Origin of the sequence: Rhodococcus sp. F64268, from assembly GCF_023015605.1 — a bacterium.
In the GTDB taxonomy this organism is placed as follows: Bacteria; Actinomycetota; Actinomycetes; order Mycobacteriales; family Mycobacteriaceae; genus Rhodococcus.
Genome location: NZ_JALKAI010000002.1, coordinates 422,142 through 427,755 on the forward strand (window position 1 = coordinate 422,142; position 5,614 = coordinate 427,755).

General features: G+C 64.1%; 3 protein-coding genes. 1 reads left to right on the forward strand and 2 read right to left on the reverse strand.

Features of this window, described 5'->3' with window-relative positions:
* Window positions 1-339 precede the first annotated feature (339 nt).
* A complete protein-coding gene (locus MWU77_RS06460) occupies window positions 340-1,026 on the reverse strand; it encodes an ammonium transporter (protein WP_247273208.1) in 687 nt (228 codons plus the stop codon).
* A gap of 410 nt (window positions 1,027-1,436) precedes the next feature.
* On the opposite strand from MWU77_RS06460, the gene MWU77_RS06465 reads away from it, so the two are divergent.
* Window positions 1,437-4,448: a (Fe-S)-binding protein gene (locus MWU77_RS06465; RefSeq protein WP_247273209.1), complete on the forward strand. Its 3,012-nt coding sequence runs from the start codon at window positions 1,437-1,439 to the stop codon at window positions 4,446-4,448.
* A 55-nt stretch (window positions 4,449-4,503) separates the two neighbouring features.
* Here MWU77_RS06465 and MWU77_RS06470 read toward each other — a convergent pair whose 3' ends face one another.
* Window positions 4,504-5,475: a type IV toxin-antitoxin system AbiEi family antitoxin domain-containing protein gene (locus tag MWU77_RS06470; RefSeq protein WP_247273210.1), complete on the reverse strand. Its 972-nt coding sequence runs from the start codon at window positions 5,473-5,475 to the stop codon at window positions 4,504-4,506.
* Window positions 5,476-5,614: the final 139 nt, after the last annotated feature.

Here is a 5,614-nt window from a genome sequence, read left to right on the forward strand (position 1 = left end):
ACGGAAGGCGGGCACCGATGTTTTCTGACGCCGCTTCTCCGCCTGCACATCCACTCGGTCGGGTTGGGATGCGGGTAGCGGAGTGTCGACGCGGCACCAAGATCGAACCGGGATACGCTCCTGAAATCTCGTTCGGCCGCAAAACGAACGATGGGGGGGATGTCCCCGCATCGGCGGCGAATTACAGGGAGGACGTGTAGATGTTCGGATCGGTTACGGGGAGCGCCGATGTGTTGGCGAGTGCCATCAACCTCTTGATTCAGCTGCTGTGGTGAGCTGACGTCGAACCGCAAACGGCCCCGCCATCCGATAGATGACGGGGCCGTTCGTCGACGTAAGTCAGTTTGCGTACTGCGTGGTTCCCGGAGGAGCCGTAAGCGTCTGAATCAAGCCAACGCCCGCGATAACAAGCGTCGGCCCTCCCGCCAAGATCGTGCCGACAACACCACCGAGCGCACCGCCTGCGACACACCCGACGGCGTTGCCGAAGATCGGGACCGCAGTTCCGGGAATCGTGCCGAGGATGCAGCCAACGATGGTACCGGTCAGGCCGCCGACCGCAGTGGCAATACCGAGCTGCGACGCGAAGTTCTGCTGAGCCTTGAGGTTCTCATCCGGCGACGCAACGTCCGTCACCTTCAACGCGACCGGAGTCAGACCCGGAGCGACCTTGTCCTCGGGGGCAACGGGAGTCGCCTGCGACAGATCGGTGACCGGGGTCAGAGTGAGGGTTTTGCCGTCCTCGCTGATCTCACGCTCGAAGGGCAGCTGGATGTCGCCGAGCTGAACCGCGAGGGGCAGGCTGACGACGGTGTTGCCAGCGTTGTCCTGCAGTTCGACGCTCTGGCCGTCGCCCGAGACCTGGAATGCGCCCGCGTCGATGACGGTGACGACAGACTGGCCATCGACATGCGACTCGTAGTTGATCTCATCCTGGGCCGCCGGGGCCGCGTAGGAGGTTCCGGCCGTGATTCCCATAGCGGCGATTGTCATCGTCGCTACGGCGGCAAGCTTCCTTAGCTTCATGTGTTTCCGTTCTGTGACATGGCGCACGCCCCGAGGACGCCCCCAATTTTCCCTGTAAGCGTGAGACTTTCGAACCCCCGACGTTCGTTCTTTTTGTCCGAAAGTCACGTCCGGATCGAAATCATAACCGACACCAGAACAATTTGTTATCCCGGTAACGCCTGATAGATGCCGAATCGTGCCCTAAAGCGCTCCCGCGCCATATATCGAGTGTGGCGCGGTAAGGGCAGCCTGGCTCGTTTTGACGAATTACCCGTCTATACGGTGACTGCCGCACAGGCTCTCAGCACCGCAACGCCTAGTTACTCACGAGTAGACTCGGTCTAGTTACCAGCGGGTAACTTAGCGTGCGTTACGATGCGGAGGCTTATACCAGGCGGGCTGTCCGCCCCCGACACGAAAGGCCACGTATGAATGCCCTGACGATCACGTTGGGCACGATCGGCGTGCTGCTCAGCCTCGTGTGCTGGTACTCCTTCATCGGCGGCGCGTGGAAGATGGTCAGCGCGATCCGGATCGGCCAACCGGCCCCGGATCGCTGGCGCCCCTTCTTCCCGCGCTTCAAGCAGATGGTCGTCGAGTTCCTCGCGCACACGAGAATGAACAAGTTCCGGACCGTCGGCTGGGCTCACTGGCTCGTCATGGTCGGCTTTCTCCTCGGCGCCATCGTCTGGTTCGAGGCATACGGCCAGACGTTCAACCCCGAGTTCCACTGGCCTCTCATCGGTGGCACCGCGGTCTACCACTTCGTCGACGAGATCCTCGGCCTCGGCACGGTGATCGGCATCGTCGTGCTGATCATCATTCGCCAGCTGAATCACCCTCGTCAGCCCGGACGTCTGTCGCGCTTCACCGGCTCCGATTTCAAGGCCGCTTACTTCGTCGAGGCAGTCGTCCTCATCGAGGGCCTCGGCATGATCTTCGTGAAGGCCGGAAAGATCGCCACCTACGGCGGCGGCCACATGTCGACCGACTTCTTCACGATGAATCTCGCGAAGCTTCTGCCTGCAAGCCCCGAGATGGTGTCGGTCTTCGCGTTCATCAAGTTGATGTCCGGCATGATCTGGCTCTACGTGGTCGGCCGCAACATCACGTGGGGTGTCGCATGGCACCGCTTCGCTGCGTTCTTCAACATCTATTTCAAGCGTGAGGACGACGGCGGAGTCGCCCTCGGTGCCGCGAAGCCCATGATGAGCAAGGGCAAGGCCCTCACCATGGAGAACGTCGACCCCGACACCGACACGCTCGGTGCCGGACGCATCGAGGACTTCTCGTGGAAGGGCTGGCTGGACTTCAGCACCTGCACCGAGTGCGGCCGCTGCCAGTCGCAGTGCCCCGCCTGGAACACCGGTAAGCCGCTGTCGCCGAAGCTGCTCATCATGTCGCTGCGCGACCACGGCAACGCCAAGGCCCCCTACCTGCTGGCCGGTGGCCGCACGGACATGGGCGGCGACGAGGTCGGCCTCGTCGACAGCGAAGGCAACGTCAAGGAAGCCGCACTCGCCAAGATCCCCGAAGCGGCACGTGCCGAAGCGGGCCGCAAGCTCGTCGGCGAATCGGCCGAACTCGTCGAGGCCGGCGAACTCGCCCCCGTCATCGACACCGAGACGTTGTGGAGCTGCACCAACTGTGGCGCGTGCGTCGAGCAGTGCCCCGTCGATATCGAGCACGTCGACCACATCATCGACATGCGTCGCTACCAGGTGCTCATCGAATCGGACTTCCCGTCCGAGCTCGCAGGTCTGTTCAAGAACCTCGAGAACAAGGGCAACCCCTGGGGTCAGAATTCTAAGGACCGTCTCAACTGGATCAACGAGATGGACTTCGAGATCCCGGTGTTCGGCAAGGACGCCGAGAGCTTCGACGGCTACGAATACCTCTTCTGGGTCGGCTGCGCCGGCGCCTACGAGGATCGCGCCAAGAAGACGACGAAGGCCGTCGCCGAACTGCTCGCCACCGCAGGAACCAAGTTCATGGTCCTCGGCGCCGAGGAAACCTGCACGGGCGACTCGGCTCGCCGCGCGGGTAACGAGTTCCTGTTCCAGCAGCTGGCGCAGCAGAACATCGAGGTCCTCGACGGCGTGTTCGAGGGTGTCGAGCAGAGCAAGCGCAAGATCGTCGTGACCTGCGCTCACTGCTTCAACGCGCTGAACAACGAGTACCCCGAGGTCGGTGGCAACTACGAGGTCGTCCACCACACTCAGCTACTCAACCGCCTGGTGCGGGCGAAGAAGCTGGTCCAGGTCGCGCCTGTCAGCGAGGACGTCACCTACCACGACCCGTGCTTCCTCGGTCGTCACAACAAGGTGTACAACGCTCCGCGTGAGCTCATGGCGGCGTCGGGTGCAAAGCTCGTCGAGATGCCTCGCCACGGTGAGCGGTCGATGTGCTGTGGCGCCGGCGGTGCCCGCATGTGGATGGAAGAGCGGATCGGTAAGCGCATCAACGTCGACCGTGTCGACGAAGCACTGAGCACCGATCCCAAGAAGATCGCAACCGGCTGCCCGTTCTGCCGCGTGATGCTCACGGACGGTGTCACCGCGCGTCAGGAAGAGGGCAAGGGCGAGGGTGTCGAGGTCGTCGACGTCGCGCAGCTGATGCTCGAGTCGATCTCACGCGTCGAGGCGGACAAGCTCACGGAGAACCTGAAGGTGGTCCAGCAGCCGAAGACCCCGGTCGAGGCCGAGGCCGTCGCCGAAGCCGTCGAGGAGGAGCGCGTCGAAGAAGTCGTGGAAGCTGCGGCGACCCCCGCGGCACCCAAGACGACGGGCGCGCCGAAGGCCGGCGGACTGCAGATGAAGGGCGGACTCAAGGGTCCCGGCGCCAAGAAGGCCGCGGCGCCTGCCGAGGCCGCTGAGGCTCCGAAGGCCAAGCCCGGCGGACTGCAGATGAAGGGTGGACTCAAGGGACCGGGCGCCAAGAAGGCAGCCGCCCCCGCAGCAGCCGCACCTGCGGCCGAGCCCGCCGAGGCTTCGGCACCTGCCACCGAGTCGGCACCCCCGACCGCCAAGCCCGGTGGTCTGCAGCTCAAGAGTGGACTCAAGGGCCCCGGCGCCAAGAAGGCAGCTGCTCCGGCAGCAGCGCCTGCACCCGAGGCTGCTCCTGAAGCTGCGGTTTCAGAGGCTCCTGCCGAAGCGCCGAAGGAGACCGCGATCCCGAAGGCGAAGCCCGGTGGATTGCAGCTCAAGAGCGGACTCAAGGGCCCCGGCCCGAAGAAGGCCGCACCGGCAGCACCGGCGACGGAGTCGGCTCCTGCTCCGGAGTCGGCTCCTGCTCCGGAGGCCGCGTCTGCTCCGGAGGCTGTGCCCGAGCCGTCCGCCGAGCCCGAGGCGAAGCCCGCGTCGGAGGCACCGGCTCCGCCGAAGGCCAAGCCCGGCGGACTGCAGATCAAGGGTGGCCCCAAGCCTCCCGGCCGTAAGTAAGCAGCCCTAGTACAAAGCAAGCAGCCCTGGTGGTCATCCACCAGGGCTGCTTGCTTTACTTTTGCCCTGCTAGCTTCCGGGTCTCGAACGTCCCCATCGGACCGCTCCCTCTCCCAGCCAGTGCGATCCCCTCGCGGATTCGGGTGACGAGTGCGTCCGGTGTCTGCAAATCTGCCCACGTCCACCGCACGACGACCCATCCCGAATGCCGCAGCCGATCCTCGCGCAACTTCTCCTGGAAGACGACGTCCTCTGCATCCCTGGTGGCGACACCGTCACGCCGGTACTTGATCCGCCCGTCGAACTCACCGATCACTCCATGCTCAGGAAGGAGGAAGTCGACACGAGCCAACCAACGACCATTCGCATCGAACACATCCGGCTGTTCTTCCGGGATGTGCAACTGCGCACCGATCATCAGGACTCGGCTGCGGGATTCGCCGACGCTATCGCTGCGGTCGCTCATGAAACGGACAGCTCGCGCCGCCTTCGCACGACCCGGATGCCGGCCCATGCGCTCGATGGCCCGATTCAGCTCGTCGAGCGTGGTGACGCCGATCCTCAGCGCCCGGTCCCCCACCACGACAGCCTGCTCGAACGACAGAGTCGAAGAAAGGTCGGTGATCGTCCGTTCGACGGAAAGCACACGCACGCCGACCCTCGACGTCACTTCATCCTCGGTGAACTTCGACGAATGCAACACGCACCCGGGTCCCCGGCGACTTCCACCGGAGCGATTGCGAGTCGCGTGGACGGCATCGAGCGGAATCTGCCACGTCTCCAGTCCGTGCATCACGGCCGCCGACACGTGGCTCAGAGCGGTGCCTTCTCTGAAGTTCTCCATCGCCGCCGTCGCGCGGTAGAAATGCCGGTCTCGCTCGTCTGCGTCTGCGTAGATGCCGGACGGGATATACACACCCGAGCCCAACCGAGTCCATGCTCCTGTTCGCACCAGTCGCCGGACTTCCGAGTCGGTGACACCGCGCGCACGCGCCTCACATCGTCGAATGATCTTGTCGTCCCCCACACGATGCAGCGTCGTCTACCGGTTCGCCCGGCACCAGCCCCGTTCCGGGAAATCGCGGATTCTGTGTACGAATGCCGTCCCTGTGGACAACTTCCGTACAGCCCCCATGTGGACGACCGGATTCGGGCGCACTGGACGA